This window comes from Ignatzschineria sp. PL_is040, from assembly GCF_055813795.1.
On record NZ_JBVPGU010000002.1, the window covers coordinates 15,080 to 30,315 of the forward strand.

16 protein-coding genes are annotated in these 15,236 nt (G+C 48.7%); 1 reads left to right on the forward strand and 15 read right to left on the reverse strand.

Annotation, left to right across the window (positions count from 1 at the left end):
* Positions 1-41: 41 nt before the first annotated feature.
* The gene (locus AC0SAP_RS03670) at positions 42-245 is read left to right on the forward strand and encodes a hypothetical protein (protein WP_000131871.1); all 204 of its coding nucleotides are present in this window, start codon (positions 42-44) and stop codon (positions 243-245) included.
* Positions 246-281: 36 nt separating this feature from the next.
* Here AC0SAP_RS03670 and AC0SAP_RS03675 read toward each other — a convergent pair whose 3' ends face one another.
* The 15 genes from AC0SAP_RS03675 to AC0SAP_RS03745 form a co-directional block, all read right to left on the reverse strand.
* A complete protein-coding gene (locus AC0SAP_RS03675; protein ID WP_000211355.1) occupies positions 282-506 on the reverse strand; it encodes a type I toxin-antitoxin system ptaRNA1 family toxin in 225 nt (74 codons plus the stop codon).
* 63 nt (positions 507-569) lie between these two features.
* Positions 570-818, reverse strand: a complete 249-nt coding sequence (locus AC0SAP_RS03680) for a hypothetical protein (protein ID WP_000213809.1) — start codon at positions 816-818, stop codon at positions 570-572.
* A gap of 4 nt (positions 819-822) precedes the next feature.
* On the reverse strand, positions 823-2,250 hold the full coding sequence (trbL, locus tag AC0SAP_RS03685) for a P-type conjugative transfer protein TrbL (RefSeq protein WP_001405816.1): 1,428 nt from the start codon (positions 2,248-2,250) through the stop codon (positions 823-825).
* A 10-nt stretch (positions 2,251-2,260) separates the two neighbouring features.
* Complete coding sequence (gene trbK, locus AC0SAP_RS03690) at positions 2,261-2,497, reverse strand: entry exclusion lipoprotein TrbK (RefSeq protein WP_000718002.1); 237 nt, start codon at positions 2,495-2,497, stop codon at positions 2,261-2,263.
* Positions 2,498-2,509: 12 nt separating this feature from the next.
* Positions 2,510-3,289, reverse strand: a complete 780-nt coding sequence (trbJ, locus tag AC0SAP_RS03695) for a P-type conjugative transfer protein TrbJ (protein WP_000836966.1) — start codon at positions 3,287-3,289, stop codon at positions 2,510-2,512.
* A 140-nt stretch (positions 3,290-3,429) separates the two neighbouring features.
* A complete protein-coding gene (locus AC0SAP_RS03700) occupies positions 3,430-3,618 on the reverse strand; it encodes a FitA-like ribbon-helix-helix domain-containing protein (RefSeq protein WP_000024442.1) in 189 nt (62 codons plus the stop codon).
* A gap of 1,032 nt (positions 3,619-4,650) precedes the next feature.
* Positions 4,651-5,532, reverse strand: a complete 882-nt coding sequence (gene repC, locus AC0SAP_RS03705) for a replication protein C, IncQ-type (protein ID WP_000743064.1) — start codon at positions 5,530-5,532, stop codon at positions 4,651-4,653.
* Positions 5,519-6,346, reverse strand: a complete 828-nt coding sequence (locus tag AC0SAP_RS03710; protein ID WP_473383018.1) for a helicase RepA family protein — start codon at positions 6,344-6,346, stop codon at positions 5,519-5,521. The genes repC and AC0SAP_RS03710 overlap by 14 nt, the downstream gene beginning before the upstream one ends.
* A 4-nt stretch (positions 6,347-6,350) precedes the next feature.
* Positions 6,351-6,572, reverse strand: coding sequence for a helix-turn-helix transcriptional regulator (locus AC0SAP_RS03715; protein WP_001179606.1), 222 nt, complete (start codon positions 6,570-6,572; stop codon positions 6,351-6,353).
* A gap of 147 nt (positions 6,573-6,719) precedes the next feature.
* Positions 6,720-7,922: a tyrosine-type recombinase/integrase gene (locus AC0SAP_RS03720; RefSeq protein ID WP_000954590.1), complete on the reverse strand. Its 1,203-nt coding sequence runs from the start codon at positions 7,920-7,922 to the stop codon at positions 6,720-6,722.
* 304 nt (positions 7,923-8,226) lie between these two features.
* The gene (gene guaA, locus AC0SAP_RS03725; RefSeq protein WP_473383019.1) at positions 8,227-9,756 is read right to left on the reverse strand and encodes a glutamine-hydrolyzing GMP synthase; all 1,530 of its coding nucleotides are present in this window, start codon (positions 9,754-9,756) and stop codon (positions 8,227-8,229) included.
* Positions 9,757-9,989: 233 nt separating this feature from the next.
* Positions 9,990-12,272, reverse strand: coding sequence for an FdhF/YdeP family oxidoreductase (locus tag AC0SAP_RS03730; RefSeq protein ID WP_473383021.1), 2,283 nt, complete (start codon positions 12,270-12,272; stop codon positions 9,990-9,992).
* A gap of 565 nt (positions 12,273-12,837) precedes the next feature.
* Positions 12,838-13,698 (reverse strand): DMT family transporter, encoded by an 861-nt coding sequence (locus AC0SAP_RS03735; protein WP_286480987.1) that lies wholly within the window; start codon positions 13,696-13,698, stop codon positions 12,838-12,840.
* A gap of 23 nt (positions 13,699-13,721) precedes the next feature.
* The gene (locus tag AC0SAP_RS03740) at positions 13,722-14,651 is read right to left on the reverse strand and encodes an AEC family transporter (RefSeq protein ID WP_473383022.1); all 930 of its coding nucleotides are present in this window, start codon (positions 14,649-14,651) and stop codon (positions 13,722-13,724) included.
* Positions 14,652-14,745: 94 nt separating this feature from the next.
* Positions 14,746-15,177 (reverse strand): YqaA family protein, encoded by a 432-nt coding sequence (locus AC0SAP_RS03745; RefSeq protein ID WP_473383023.1) that lies wholly within the window; start codon positions 15,175-15,177, stop codon positions 14,746-14,748.
* Positions 15,178-15,236 lie beyond the last annotated feature (59 nt).

Consider the following 15,236-nt stretch of genomic DNA (forward strand, 5'->3'; position numbering starts at 1 on the left):
GACCTGGAACACCTAGTATCCATGCTTGCTGAGGTCGCCCGATGACAGACCCAAAGAACCTAGAGAACAGGCTGCATGAGAAGGCCGACCCGGCCCGCGCCGTTTCCACTGGTCGGGTGCGCTACACACTGGCCGAACTACTGGCCGACGCGGAAGCATCCGGGGCTTACCCGCTGCCGCCGGAGGAACGCGAATGGATGGATGCGCCGTCTGTGGGTCGGGAATGGCCAAACAGTGAAGATTGAAAAAGGCGGCCAGTTCGAGTGGCCGCCCTTTCGTCATTAGCTGCACGCTTGGCGCAAGGCGTTCATTGCTTCTTGAAAATCAGCCTGTGTCGCCCGGCCCGTTTCAGCTTGGTAGTACACCACCATAAAAGCATTAGCGACGGCTTCGGCCAATGGCCCAAGGCTCCGCGCTTCCGCTTGGTTGATGTACTCCAAAGAAGAAAGAATAGCCGCTGCTTGATGCACTGCTTGCCCTGGTTCGATAATATGTTGTGTTGTCATAATTCACCTCTCCAGTAGGTGTTGATTGAAAGTGCCGGGCTGGTTGTGGCCAGCCCGGTGCGCCTACAGGTACAGCCCCGCCGCCTCCGCGAATGCTGACCGCTCATTCCTGCCGCCATTAACCTCAATACTTATCGGCTTAGTTTCGCTCTCTCTCATAGGGTCTGGCCGTGATACAAAAGCGGCTGTTTCTGTCTCTGCATCGACCTCGGTCGATTGATCACCCAGCGGCGAAATAAATACCTGGCTGACTTCTTCCCTTGGCGCTTCATCCAGGGCCGCCAATGCGGCCATGTATGTTGATGTCGTCATCGTGCTAACTCCTGACTTCGTTACTATCTGGGCCAGAATCGGCGCCCAAGCTATTGCCCTCGAACTGGCCAGATTGGCTTGCTTCTTTCGGCTCCATGCTTTCGCGTATCGAAGCAGCCAGTTTTCCGCCTGTGGTTTCGCTCACTCGCTCCTGGAATCCCTGCTTCACTTGAGAGCCGACACCCTTGGCTAACTCGGAGGCCGTGCCTGTGGCCAGCTTCGCGGCCTTGGCAAAGCCGCCACCGCTTGAGCTACTGCCGCTGTCACCAAAGCCAGCCGCTTGGGCGAATGGGCTACTGCCAGCAGTACCCGCTTCACCACCACCGTTTCCGCCACTGCTGACAACTGACCCCATGCTGGACATGTCACCGCCGGTTTCCATACTCGCTGATGCTTTCTGAAAAGCCGCTTGGAGTGCACTTGCACCTCCGGCTGCACCGGCTGCGGCACCCATAACCGCTTTACCTGCCAGGGCAGCGCCGCCAGTTGCCATACTGGCCGCCGTCACCGCCGCCCCAACTGCCGCACCCGCACCGAAGTTTCCAATTCCACCGGCTGCGCCAATACCACCACCAGACACAAGACCAGAAATCATCGGCGGAACTTTGTTGACCAAGAAAAGCAAGATGACCGATATAACCAACATCACGGCCAGTTCCTGGGATGCCATGTTCTCGCTGATTTGCGTGTAGTAGTGATTGATGAACTCTTTGCCAATCGCAACCAGAAGCACCATTGCCATAAGCTGTGCGGCCAGGCCCAGCACGGTCTTGTAGTAATTGATCGCCATGTCGGAAGTCCAACGACTTCCACCAAAGCCAAGGAAGAACACACCGGCATACAACAGAATCCAGGCTGATGCGAGCAACAGCAACAGGTTGACCGCAATCAACGCCAGGACAAACAAAACAGCCAGGGCCATTAGCTCCATGACCAGAGCAGTTGCCATCTGCCGCCATCCCAGCTCCGAGGTGGCCTGTACTGTGCGGTTGTATAACTCGAAACCAAGATCAAGGATGCTGGAGGGCCCAAGATTGCTATTGGAAAGTCCCCCCGCCTGCGCGCCCAGAGTTTGCAATGACTGAACAATCGTACCGGCGATATTCATGCCCTGGTTCGCATTCGTCAGCAACCACCAGAAAAAGCCGGTGAAGATCGTGAAGCGAACGAACTCCGCGAAGAACTCGCCAATGTCGGCCTTGCGCAAAGCCATCATGCCGAATGTCCAGACCATCGAAATCACAACCAGCGTCCAGAACAAACGCGATGCAGCGGACTCAATAGCTGGCCCCCATGTTGCGGCAGCATCATGAAAACGCTTGAGCACATCATTCATAACACCGCTGCTACTTAGCTCCTGCGCCATTGCAGGTTCAGCCAGCACCATTGTGGCGACCATCATCAAGCCACCTAGAGCAATTTTCTTTCTCATGGCGACCACCTCAATAATCATCTTTAGGGCTGGGCTTGAACTCCCACTGACGCATCTGCTTGGCCTTCTGGAATGCTCTGCATTCCTCGGTAAAGGCCTCTCGGTTCGCTTCGCTGCGCATTTCATTCAGTGCTGCCTGGAACGCATCGGGGGCACACGTCGCCGCATTTGGTTCGGGCATCCTTTCCTGTTCACATCCAGCCAACAACAGCAACGTAGCCGCGGTAGTAAAAAAGATTTTTTTCATCTCACCGCCTCCCTAGTAGTTGTCTGCCGGACTCGGGCGAAACGTCCAGGTACGCATTTGCTCGGCCCTGGCATCACCTCGCGCCTCGGCATCGAGTTCTGCTGCAATCCGGGCTGCCTCCGCGTTGTGTTGGGCGGTCAACATGGTGCGAATCTGCAAGAGCTGATTGGCCTGCTGGCTGGCGAGCTGGTTGGCGTAGCCGATGGCCTGTAGCTGGCCAGTTGCACCCTGGGCCGCGCCTTGCAGCCGCTCCAGGGTACGGGCGTCATCCTTCAAAGCCTTTTGCTGGTCGGCAACGGTCTGGAACAGGGCATCGTTGGCCTTCTTTTGCGACTCTGACGCCAGGCGGCGGTTCTCTTCCATCGCTGCCTTTTCGGCCGGCGTGCATCCGCCGCTGCCGTTGAAGCATGGCGAGCTGCGGTAATAGGCCACGTCCTGAAACTTGGCCAGGTAACGATCCAGGCTGCCTAGCTGGTTCTCGTAATAGGCCAGCGTGTTTTGCGCGGCAATCAGCCGGTTGATCGTAGTCTGCGCCTGATCCCAGATATACGCGGCTGGGGCCATCGTGTTCTGGAGCTGATTTTCGTACTGCTGCAACTGGGTCTGGTACTGCTCAATCTGCTTGAGCGTCTGCGCCACCGACTCGATGGCCGTCATGATGTTCTGGGCCAGGTTGCCGCCGTCGATGACGGGGATACCAGCTTGCACAGGGGCGGTGGTAGTGGTGATAAAGCCGGTTGCGAGTGCAACGGCTAGAGCGGTTTTTTTAGCCGCTAAAATTTTGGACTTCATGGTCGTACTCCGTCGATGAAAAGAAGGCATTGCCTTGACCAAGCGTTGTGCTTGTTCTCGGCAACGTTTCATCGAAGAGCTACGCCACTAGCTGATCGGTATTGCCCTTGGCGCTGAGGCCCGGACTTACAAACGTAAAACTACTCTGTTTTTTTATCGCTTTCGGACAAGCCAACTTCCCGGCCAATCTCTTCAAGCTCTAGCGGCTGTACTGCCGCCGTCAGTATTTCGCGTATTTCCGCGTCGGTGCTCCTATCGTTGAGCGCTGCTCGAACTTTCAACGCACGGTGCACCTCGGCGGGTAAATTCCTGATAAGCACATTTGCCATATCAATACCCTTTTGGTGTACCCGACAACCATGCTATCAAAGATATTAAAAATAGCAAGACCTATACTCTTGCAACCGGCGGTAGCCGATCAGCCCCGCAGGGCAGGATTCCCGTTGAGTGCCCCCGGCGCGAATAAGGGACAGTGAAGATAGATAACCGGCTTGCCGGTTAGCTAACTTCACCCATCCTGCCCGCATTTCACCCACTATTGAAAATCTAGCGCATATCGAACGTAAAGCGTTTTATCGTCAAACAAACACCGATTCTTGGCAACATAACCGTAATCGTCACCAAATCGGCCTGCAATCGACATAGTCGCTTCAAAATCGCTGCTCAATCGGCTTTAAATCGGAACCTAAAATGCCAACAATCGACACAAACCATTCGCCCCGATGGGGCGAGTTGGACGCCAAAAAAGAAGGGCATAACCCGCCCCTCAAGTGTCAATGAACACAAGAAATTTGCCTCCCCTCCCGTCATACCACTAAGGCGACGTATTGATACTTGAGGGGCAACCTTTCCTGATGTTGACACCTTCACGCAGGTTACTGGTTATGGGCGTCCAACACACACGGCTCATTCCTGCTTGGTAATAATAAGAATAATAATCTTCTTATTATTCTTACCGAACGAATGGGCACTGCTTAGCCATTTCACGTTTCGAGCCAAGGTTTCAGTACAGATAACTACAAGTGCACACAGCGGCCCTCCAGCACCGTTAGACGCAGATTCTGCTTCAGCTCATGGAATAAGGGACTCCGGGTTGTTTTCCCCTCTCACAAGGCGTTTCAGCGGCCACTGAAGCCGCCTTCTCTTCTTGGCGTTAAACCATCGGCCTATGGCCGATTGATAAAGCCCGCCAGGGCTTTATTGGCAAGGTCAGAACGCGCCCTCAAGGCGCGAGCTGCACCGCGCATGATGGATTATCTTTAGATAATCTTGGATGGATTTCCCAAACTGCCCGCAAAGCAGCGCACCGTCTGGGTTTTCCAAATTGGGACGGGGAACGTTACGACGGCAGAAGGGGAGCGTTACGACGGTAACAAGGGAACGTTACGACGGTAAACGGGTGCAGTTGCCGTGGGGCCAGGCCTCTTGATCTCCCATTTTCCCTTGGCGTATTCGTTCACTACCCAACCCACGGCGGCAAGTTCGGCCAGTGCCTTCCGGGCAGTCTGACGGCGTTTTTTCATAGCTTCGGCATTGGCTTCATCTGGCCAGACATAGCCGCAAAGCGTGTCCAGTTCCACGCGCCCGGATTTGCCGGGGTCGATCCAGCCGCATAGCCGTTGGTGCATCAGCCGTGCCGGATCAGTCTGTAGCACCCGCACTTCCGCCATGTCGATACGGGCATATGGACGATGCCCCAGGATCGCTTCGGCAATACGCGGATTCAGGGCAACCCATAGCCTGCCGTCCGTCTCGTCAAAAGCATGACTCATCAGGTGGAACGCGGCTTGCCGCCGTCCCTTCGTCACAAGGATGGTGACGTTCGACATGCGCAGCAGGCTGGCTTTGAGCGCCTTGATGTTGTCGCCGCTATCCGTCATGCCCGTTTCTGAGAGCAGTTTGGTCAGGCTCTCACGAACCACCAAGCCGTCTTGCTCAATGGCTTCGAAACGGGGTTCAAGGAATAGCCGTAGCTGTCGCCCCGTCTCACTGGTCGGTTCCGGGGTTAGCAAGATGCCGTTCGGGCCGCCAAGGGCCACGATGCCTTGCAAAAGACGCATATCATCGGCCCCGAGAGGTTCGAATCCGACGAAACGCATGGATTCGTCCTCGCCAAAGGTGTAGGTCACGTCCAGCTTGCAGCGTTTGCGATCGCCACGCTTGAGGCTGCGGAACAGGCCAGGTGCCAAACAGTGCGCGGGATCATGTCGGACGTGGGTCAGGTCATGCTTAGGCTTCTTCACGCTGTCTCCTTTTCACCTTGCACTGCCGCTCCAGTACAGCAGGCTTCAACACGCCGCCGTCGTGCCGTCTAAACCAGAGTTCTTGAAAAGGTGCGCCATAGTTGGCCTTGCTGACGCCAAAGCGGACAAAATACCCACGCTGACAATCATCGACCCCCAGTATCTCGGCCTCGCCTTGCGTCATGCCGGATAGGTACGATTGCCAACGGATGTTATCAACCAGTACGGACGATCCACGACTGGTCTGCTGTTGATCGCCCGACCCCATCATGGCTGCGCTTTTACTCGCGTGGTGCAGAAACACAATGGAGCAGCCTGTATCAGCGGCTATGGCCTCCATGTGCCCAACAACCTGCGCCATCGGCCCGCTAGCGTTCTCCTCCTCAATGTGGAAGCGCCGCAAAGTGTCCAAGATCATCAAGCGACGACCTTCAGCGGCTCGTTTGAGAGCATCGAACCAGCTAGCAGCCATGATGTTTGGGCATTTACCGATCAAGGGTTCAATGAGCAAACCATCAGCCACGGCTTGCCGTTCCGCTGCGCTGAGGTGTGCCCCAAGGGCGTGCAGACGATGGTGAATAGCGGCCGGTGGATCTTCAGCAGGCAGATAGACCACTTGCCCGGTGGGAAACTCGCCTATTTCAAGTAAATCAGGCCCGCCTGCAATCTGTGCAGCCAATTGAAGGGCCAACATGGATTTACCAGCCCCACCAGGCGACACAAGAGCACCAACAGTGCCAGCAACCATATTAGGCAGAACATAATCAATGGGTGGCGGCAATTCCGTGAAAGCCGCCATAAGATCAAGAGCCATATAACTAGCCCTCTATAGGGCCAGGTCGCGCAGCTTGATCACCCGATGATTTACGTGCCTCAATCCACTCTTCGACCTCTGACAAATCCCAGGCGACATTTCTACTGGTTAACGCGATACGGCGTGGAAAATCCCCTCGCTGCTCCAGGTTATAAATTGTTCGTGTCGAAAGCGGGATCATCTCCAGGAGCTTCTTCCTGTTGATGAGGGTCTTTATATTTTGCATGGGTCAATACCTCTCAAATGAATAGTTGCTATTCATCGAGTAGCTGCGCGAAGCAGCTAATCGGTAATTGACCTGCCCGATGCCAATGGCGGCCTTATTTATAAATTCACGGCATCAACTTCAATGCTATCAAAGATAGCAAAAACATCAACCCTTACTGCCTCCCGAAGTCCACTCATCAATCATATCGGCCCAATCCTGCAACATCGCCGCCCGCTGCTCGCGGTACTCAGCCTTGTTGTAGACAGCCCTCACGCCCTTCTGCTCGTGCGCCAGGCACTTCTCGATCCAGTCGGTGTTGTAGCCGGCCTCATGCAACAGCGTGCTGGCTGTGCGCCGCAAATCATGCGGTCCGAACTTGGTAAGTGACTTCCCATCTTTCTGCGCCGCCTTGTAAGTCAGCGTCAGCACCTGGTTAAGTGTGGCAGCGCTCATCGGCGCATCCGAGTCGTACCGTGATGGCAAAACGAAGTCGGAACCACCGGCAAAGGTTTTCATGGCAATGAAAATATCCAGAGCCTGCTGGGACAGAAATACCAGGTGCGGGTTACGGCGTTTCATCCGCTCCTTTGGAATCGTCCACAACGCTTCGCTGAAATTGATCTCGCTCCAGGTCGCATTGGTCAGCTCGCTCTTGCGCACCATCGTCAGCAATAACAGCTTGGCCGCCGCACGGTTTGTTGGGCTTGTGCCCACTCGCTCCATGTACTGGTACATCAGCCCAATTTCTTCTGGCGTCAACGCTCGGTCACGTGGCTCGAATCGAGCGATGCTTGTTGGGCGCACCAGTTCTGCCGGGTTTTCGACCTTCTGCCCACGCTCGATGGCCCAGCGAAATACCTGCAACACGATTTCACGCACATGAACGGCGGTGGCCGGTGCGCCTCGCTCAACAATGGCATCAGCCAGCGCCCGCAAGTCTTCGTGGGTGATCTCCACCAGCTTCTGATTGCTGAATTTCGGCTTCAGCTCACGCTCATAAACCGAGCGGCGCATATCGCGGGTGGAGTCGGCCATCTGGTAGCCACGCAGCCACTTCTCCGCCCAGGCACCGAACGTCTCTGCATCTTTCACCCGCGCCTTGTCTCGGGCTTTCTCCTTGGCCGGCGACTTGCCCGCCGCAACCATCTTCTTGGCGTCACCCAACAGCTCGCGGGCTTCGGCCAGGGTGATGCCACCGACACCATAACGCCCAAAGGTGATGGTCTCCTGCCGACCGTTGATTGAGTAGTTGTAACGGAACGAGATGGAGCCGGCTGGAGTCACTGCCACATAGAGACCTTCCCGGTCATTCACTTTGTAGAGTTTGTCCCTGGGCTTGAGATTGCGCAGCTTGGTATCGGTCAGCATGTACCTTGTCCTTCTTCGTCTCCGATACCATGCTGAAAAAATCTCGAATTTATCGTATTTTTTCTTACGAAACAGTAACTTATAGAATATTAATACCATGAACACACAAAAGAACGCAGCATGGTATCGGCATCAATCATGGCATCGCCAAACCATAATACCAGCTTTAATGCCATGCTCAAACGGTGCTTGGCGCTTCCTCCCGTTGCCAGATCGTGCCAAACACAAACAAAAAAAAGCCCGCAATTACGCGGGCTTAGCGGCATTTCATGCCATCAGGTGCCTGGCTGTGCCAGACGCGGAATCATTCCCACTCGACAGTTGCAGGTGGCTTACTGGTAATATCGTAAACAACCCGATTAATATGCTTCACCTCATTGATCATGCGTACAGAGATCTTCTGCAAAACATCCCACGGAATTCGCGCAAAGTCTGCCGTCATTCCATCGATTGAGGTAATTGCACGAATAGCAATTGTATAATCATAAGTTCGAGAATCGCCCATAACGCCGACACTCTTTAATCCTGTAAGAACCGTGAAGTATTGCCAAATATCCCCTTCAAGACCGGCAAGTTTAATCTCTTCTCGTAAAATCGCATCGCTTTCACGAACGATCTCTAATTTTTCTTCTGTAATCTCACCTAAGATACGAATCCCTAAACCAGGACCGGGGAAAGGTTGGCGCCAAACAAGCTCATGGGGCATTCCCAACTCCAACCCTAAGGCTCGCACCTCATCCTTAAAGAGTGTCTTTAAAGGTTCGATCAATTGGAACTTCATATCTTCTGGCAATCCGCCGACATTGTGATGCGATTTGATTGTTTCTGCCGTATCGGTACCACTCTCAATAATATCGGTATAGAGTGTTCCCTGTGCAAGAAAATCGATATCTTGAAGCTTTTTCGCCTCATCATCGAAGAGATAGATAAATTCATTACCAATAATCTTCCGCTTCTCTTCAGGATCTGAGACCCCTTTTAACTTCTCAAGGAAGCGATCTTTAGCATCAACGCGAATAATATTGAGTCCAAACTTACCACCAAGGCTCTCCATCACCTGATCCCCTTCCCCTTTACGAAGAAGCCCATGATCAACAAAGATACAGGTTAATTGATCTCCAATCGCGCGCTGTAGAAGAACACCGACAACACTTGAATCAACGCCACCTGAAAGGGCTAAAAGAACTTTTTTATCCCCCACAAGTTTGCGTACTTTTTCGATCTCTTGCTCGATAAAGTAATCCATATGCCAGCGATCAGAACAACCACAAATATCGTAAGCAAAGTTTCTTAGAAGATCGGTCCCAAAGACAGAGTGTTTCACTTCAGGATGAAATTGTACGCCGTAGAGGCGCTTTTCAGGATACTCCATTGCCGCAATAGGACAATCGCTACTCTCAGCGGTGACAGTAAATCCTTTTGGTACTTCTGTCACCAGATCGCCATGGCTCATCCAGACAGATTGTGTCTCCGGCAAGCCATCAAAGAGCATTGTCTCTTTAAGATCGACATGAAGATAGGCTAAACCATATTCGCGATTAGCCGCTTTTTCTACCTTGCCCCCTAAAGTATGGGTCATCAACTGCATCCCATAGCAGATCCCTAATACAGGAATACCGAGATGAAAGATCTCAGGATCGATCGAAAATGCATTTTCTGCATAGACACTGTTAGGACCTCCCGAGAGGATAATTCCTGCCGGCGCCATCTCTTTGAGCTCTTTTGCTGAGATCTTATGTGAAATCAACTCCGAAAAGACCCCAATATCACGAATGCGTCGAGTAATAAGTTGATTATATTGACTGCCATAATCTAATACGATGATCTTTTCCATCAAATTGCTCCTTAAAGCACCGGTTAAAATAGTAGTTTATATTATAACGAAACGAGAGGCACCATAGTTTATAAAAATTTTTAAAGGCCTTTCATTTTGAGATAAAAAAAGATAAAGATAGAGACAAAAAATAAGAGACGATCTCTAAAGATCGCCTCTATCAATGACTAGATCAATAACTAGGTCAATTGACTTAGTCAACAGTTGCTCGCTCAGTTACAAATATTCAATGACTAACTTGCTAACTCAATCGCTATCGGAATATTTTTATAAACCGGTATTCCTGATTGCTGATCCATACTCTCTAAAGCGACCAAGTTATTCGCCTCAGGGAAATAGGTTGCCACTGAACGATCGGCAATATCATAGATCACCACACGCAGATTATCTAAACGGCGCTCCGTTGGTTTTTTATCTCGATCCAGCGCGATAATATTAACTCGATCATCCGCTTTCACACCCTGCTTCTGCGCCTCTGCCTCACTAATAAAGAGAACATCACGCTGACCAAAGATGCCACGATAGCGATCATTGAGACCATAGATCGTTGTATTATATTGATCATGACTTCTTAAAGTCGTTAAAGTTAACTCTACATTTAAGAGTGAATCGGGATCTTCAATAATACCATCTGAGGTCTTAAAGAAATTGGCTTTACCACTCTTAGTAACCCATTTACGAATGGATGCTGGATTTTGAAGATGGAATCCTGCCGGCGCTTTAATACGTTCGTTGTAATCTTTAAAATCAGGATAGACAAACTCAATATCATCACGAATCTTACTATAATCTGCCACTAATTCATCCCACTTCACTTTAGTGTTAGGAATAGTCGCTTTCGCAATACCGGCAACCACCGCACACTCTGAGAGAAGATCTGGACTAATCGGCTTAAGGATACCGCAAGAGGCTGTTACAAAGTTCATCGAATCCTCGATCGTTACAACTTGACGACCGGTCTCCTGCATATCGATCTCTGTACGCCCTAAAACAGGCAATAGATAGGTATTTTTAGAGGTTAAAAGATGGGAACGATTCATCTTCGTTGCGATATGGACCGCAAGATCAAGATTTTTCATCGCTTGATAGGTCTTATCATGATCAGGCATCGCTTCAGCGAAATTTCCGCCCATGCCGATAAAAGCTTTTGACTCTCCTGAGTACATCGCTTCAACACTTGCAACGACTGCATGCCCCCACTTTGAAGGGGGTGTAAAGCCGTAACGTGCCTCTAACTTATCGAGCATCGCTTGACTCGGTTTTTCTGTAATACCGACTGTTCGATCTCCCTGCACATTTGAGTGCCCTCTTAAAGGTAAAATACCGGCACCGGGACGCCCCATATTTCCTTTTAAGAGCAGAAGATTGACGAGCTGCTGGATATTTTGAGTCCCATGCTCATGCTGTGTAATCCCCATGCCGTAGCAGATAATCGTACGCTCGGCCTTGATATAGAGTTCAGCAAACTCCTCGATCGCTTCTTTTGTTAATCCCGAAACCCGCGTAATATCTTCCCAAGAAGTATTGAGCACATCTTCACGAACCGCATCATAACCCACTGTTTCATTCTGAATAAAGTCGAGATCTAAAATCGCCAGCTCACCTTTAGCGACAGCATCCTCATGACGCTCAATCACGATACGCATCAAACCTTTCATCAATGCCACATCACCACCGACGCGAACATTATAGTAGTGCGATGCCAATTTTGTAGCATGATCCGTTAACATCTCTACCGGATTTTGTGGGTAGATAAAACGCTCAAGTCCTCGCTCTTTAAGAGGGTTTACAGCAACCAAAGTTGCACCTCTTTTTGAAAGCGCTCGATAAGTGCTCAAGATTCTTGGATGATTCGTACCTGGGTTATGACCGATATCGATCACTAGATCGACACTCTCGAAATCATCAAAAGTGACTGTCGATTTCCCAACACCGATAGAAGCGCCTAATCCAACACTTGTTGGTTCATGACACATATTGGAACAATCGGGATAGTTATTCGTGCCATATTCTCTTCCAAAGAGCTGATAGAGAAATGCCGCTTCATTGGAAGTTCTACCAGAGGTATAGAGCTCTAATGTTGTAGGATCATCATAGCTTTGAAGGATCTCACCGATCTCTTTAAATGCAACATCCCACTCTATAGCTTGATAGGTATCACTTGCTGCATCATATTTGAGCGGATAGGTTAAACGGCCTAAATCTTCTAACTCATGAGCACTCAATTTAGAGAGCTCTGTTACCGTCATCTTCGAGAGCATCTCCGGTGTCAACTTTTTGCGAGTTGCTTCCCAAGCAACTGCTTTTGCTCCATTTTCACAAACATCAAAAATAGGAGTTCTCTCTGGATTTGGCCAAGCACAACCTGGACAGTCAAATCCATCATGCTTATTCATCTTAAAGAGCGCTTTTGCATCTGCACCTTCTCTCTCTTGCTCGGCAAGAATCTCTGCAACTGCTTTTAATGCACCCCAACCACCTGCTGGACCTTTATACTCTTCGATTTTCTCTTTCATACTTTTCCCTTATTGCTCACGTCCCCTATCTCTTAATATCCGATTAATCATGGATCAATATAAATCAATATATAGATCAATAATCACTCATCAATCTATTAATAATCGATTATTAATCGCATTAAAGAATTAATAGTGAGATAGAGAACATAAAATATGAATCAAAAGCACTATATCAATACAGCAACATTACATAATTGCAGCACATGAATAATAGCTACCTCATTGATCAATATAGCAAAAAATAGAGATTCACTCACTTATTTTTATTAATTTTCACAATTTTTTAAAAAACAGGATTTAAATATACCTTTTAAAACAGATGGTTGGGAGATAGCTATAAAAAACTTCAATCAAGAAAAGATAATAGATTGAAAGCAAATTTATAAATAATAGTGAAGATATAACTGTAAAATAAACTACAGAAATAGATCACTAAAATAGACTGCAAAAATATAAGATATAATAAAATTAGATGGCAAATTAAGGGGCAAATTAAAAATCAAATCAAATAAAATTAGATCCAATCAAATCAAGTTTATAACCTTCTCTTTTGGCGCTCATCCTATTTGTTCTCTTCTCTCTTTTGCGACACCATAAAAATTGCACCAATAATAAGAAATGCGCCGGCAATCATTGCTAAAGTTGGCTTAGATCCGAAAAGCCACCAAGCAGCTAAAATAGCGTAGACAGGCTCAAGCGCAATAATCATCCCTGTAATACGCGCTTCTAAAACAGCTAAACTCCTAACCAAGAGATAGTGAGAAACTCCCGTACAGAGAATTCCCAATAACGCTAAGTAGAAGATATTCAGTGACGTTAACGTCTGAAATTGTGTCAAGGTAAAGGGGAGCAAAAGAAGAACGACTATGCCATTTTGCCAAAGAGCGATCTGTACCGCATCAATCCCCATCGCTCCCCGCTTATTTGTAACCACTAATAGTGCAAAAGCAAAGCCTGATAAAATCCCCCAAAGTAGCCCCACGGTGCCGCTACTAGCAAACGAAAAATTGGGAGTTACGAGAATAAGTCCCACTGTTGTTAAAAGTAGTAATAACCACTCTCGAGAAGTCACCTGCTCCTTAAAGAGAAGATAATCGATCAATGTAATAAAAGCGGGAAAGGTAGCAAAACCTAGAGTAGCAATAGCCACACCACCAACTTTAACAGCAATAAAAAATGTTAACCAATGGATGGTTAAAAAGATTCCGGAGAGAAGTAATATAGACCACTCCTTAAAGGTGAATCGAAACTCGATCCGTCGCCCCTGCCATAAGAGCAATAACCATAACCCCAAAACGGCAAATAGAGCTCTTCCTAAGGTAATCATTTCTACAGAGGCCGTAATTAAAACACCAAAAATTCCGGTTAACCCAAAAAGTAGCGCCGCAATATGCGCCATACTCAATGCGCCTTTTCTTCCCATATTTATCCTCCCATCTTTTATTATTATGTTGGTAGCTCAACTCCTAAAAGGAGCAAAACAATTGGTAATGTGATCAAACTAACTAAGGTGCTAATCAATGTTGCACTAGAAACTAACTCTGGTTTGGTATCGAAATGGACAGCTAAAAGTGTTGTATTTGCTGCTGCCGGCATTGCAGCGAGCAGAATCAATATCTGTTTTGATGCATGATCAATGGGTAGCCACTCCACTAGAAAGAAGGCGATTAATGGAGAGAGAAGCATCTTAATTGTTAAGTTAATCGACAACTTCCCATATGCAATTTTAGTAATACGAATATTCGCTAGCTGCATCCCCAAAATAACCATAATCACAACAATAGATGCATCCCCTACCATTGAGATCGAGTGATAGAGCGATTCACTTAGAGGGATATGGAGTAATTGAAAAAGAACCCCGAGAAGCGCGCCGTGAGCTGTAGGCATCTTTAACACTTGATAAAGGGCATGCCGAACAGAGCTACCAATGATCTTTCGTGAAGACCCTTTTGCCGCGTAGTAAGTCCCGACTGTATTCATCACCACCTGCTGTAGTACCAACATAATGATGGCCAAATCGAAGCCAGCGGCACCAAAAAAAGCTAAAACAACAGGGGTTCCATAATTCCCATTATTCATAAAACAGGAACCTAATATCATTCCACAACGTGTCTGTTCATCATAGTGGAAAATCTTCGCGGCAATAGAGACCAGTAGCACAAGTGCAAAACAGAGAAGATAGATATAACCAAAGTAGTAGAGATAGTCGATCGATATCTGATAAGAGTAGAAAGTTTTAAAGGCTAAAAAAGGGGATAAAACATAGATCGACATCTTAGAAAGATTGGGAATATCGAAATGAAGGATCTTCTGCGAGATAAAACCCACAACAAAAATGGAGAAGATCGGAAGGAGAATCCAGAAGAAGGTTAACACGGCGCAATTCCATCAAAATTTTGGCAACTCTCTTAGAGTAATTGAGTTAGAGAGAAGTGCAAGTGATTCCCCCCAATTTCTCTATGAATAATATCTAAAAGAGCCGCAAAAGAGTATGAAATGCCCCCAAAAGAAGCAGATAACGCACCGCTTTACCTACTAAAATAAGGAGTGAGGCGTACCAAAAATTGAGTCGAAACCAACCAGCCGCAATGGGAATAAAGTCACCGATAATCGGAAGGCTAGAAAATAGGAGTGAAAAGAGACCAAAGCGTGCGATTAAACGATCTACCTTAGCAGAAGACTCTTTTCGCTCTGGAATAATGCGCCCGACCCAATACATTGAGATACTTCCCAAAGTATTAAAAATTGTGGCAACGACAAAGGCCGCAGTGAGCCATTCGGGATAGAGATGCAGGTACCCGAGTAGTGCCACCTCGGAACTTCCCGGCAATATGGTCGCCGAACTAAATGCAGAGAGCGCCAATAAAAGCAGTCCCCCTATCGCCCCACTGATCGGTTCCATTACCGACTATCCATGTTCATCTGATTCCTCTCCAGAGACTTTTTAACGCCAACTTTTAA

Excerpts from the sequence above, each read along its gene's own strand:
- AC0SAP_RS03670 (WP_000131871.1), top strand. The coding sequence starts at position 42 with ATGACAGACCCAAAGAACCTAGAGAACAGGCTGCATGAGAAGGCCGAC.
- AC0SAP_RS03675 (WP_000211355.1), bottom strand. The coding sequence starts at position 506 with ATGACAACACAACATATTATCGAACCAGGGCAAGCAGTGCATCAAGCA.
- AC0SAP_RS03680 (WP_000213809.1), bottom strand. The coding sequence starts at position 818 with ATGACGACATCAACATACATGGCCGCATTGGCGGCCCTGGATGAAGCG.
- trbL (WP_001405816.1), bottom strand. The coding sequence starts at position 2,250 with ATGAGAAAGAAAATTGCTCTAGGTGGCTTGATGATGGTCGCCACAATG.
- trbK (WP_000718002.1), bottom strand. The coding sequence starts at position 2,497 with ATGAAAAAAATCTTTTTTACTACCGCGGCTACGTTGCTGTTGTTGGCT.
- trbJ (WP_000836966.1), bottom strand. The coding sequence starts at position 3,289 with ATGAAGTCCAAAATTTTAGCGGCTAAAAAAACCGCTCTAGCCGTTGCA.
- AC0SAP_RS03700 (WP_000024442.1), bottom strand. The coding sequence starts at position 3,618 with ATGGCAAATGTGCTTATCAGGAATTTACCCGCCGAGGTGCACCGTGCG.
- AC0SAP_RS03710 (WP_473383018.1), bottom strand. The coding sequence starts at position 6,346 with ATGGCTCTTGATCTTATGGCGGCTTTCACGGAATTGCCGCCACCCATT.
- AC0SAP_RS03715 (WP_001179606.1), bottom strand. The coding sequence starts at position 6,572 with ATGCAAAATATAAAGACCCTCATCAACAGGAAGAAGCTCCTGGAGATG.
- AC0SAP_RS03720 (WP_000954590.1), bottom strand. The coding sequence starts at position 7,922 with ATGCTGACCGATACCAAGCTGCGCAATCTCAAGCCCAGGGACAAACTC.
- guaA (WP_473383019.1), bottom strand. The coding sequence starts at position 9,756 with ATGGAAAAGATCATCGTATTAGATTATGGCAGTCAATATAATCAACTT.
- AC0SAP_RS03730 (WP_473383021.1), bottom strand. The coding sequence starts at position 12,272 with ATGAAAGAGAAAATCGAAGAGTATAAAGGTCCAGCAGGTGGTTGGGGT.
- AC0SAP_RS03735 (WP_286480987.1), bottom strand. The coding sequence starts at position 13,698 with ATGGGAAGAAAAGGCGCATTGAGTATGGCGCATATTGCGGCGCTACTT.
- AC0SAP_RS03745 (WP_473383023.1), bottom strand. The coding sequence starts at position 15,177 with ATGGAACCGATCAGTGGGGCGATAGGGGGACTGCTTTTATTGGCGCTC.